Genomic DNA, 264 nt, shown 5'->3' on the forward strand with positions numbered 1-264 from the left:
TTGTTTAAGTTTCTCGATGAGCAAAGAGTCTTAGCAAGCACGGAGGATGTGCTGATTAAAGCCCGACCCACGTTTCATTACCGTTTACCTGACTGCCAGATTGATGACCCAGCTTGGGGAATAAACGTCGCGTGGAATGACTGGATTGAAGTGGAGCGATTGGCCGCTGACAAACAACGTTTAGACGCCTGCTGTTCCGCTTACCATGAATTTTTACAGAGTCCATTAAAACGCCTAATGGGTGACTGGGCGTCAATCGTGGAG

At 48.1% G+C, this 264-nt stretch carries 1 protein-coding gene; it reads left to right on the plus strand.

The window, feature by feature from the left end; translation table 11 throughout:
- Positions 1-264: amidoligase family protein (locus RG959_RS24330; protein WP_342799320.1), on the plus strand; the 264-nt coding region annotated here is incomplete at both ends.

The organism is Domibacillus sp. 8LH, from assembly GCF_038806185.1.
GTDB classification, from domain to species: domain Bacteria; phylum Bacillota; class Bacilli; order Bacillales; family Domibacillaceae; genus Domibacillus; species Domibacillus indicus_A.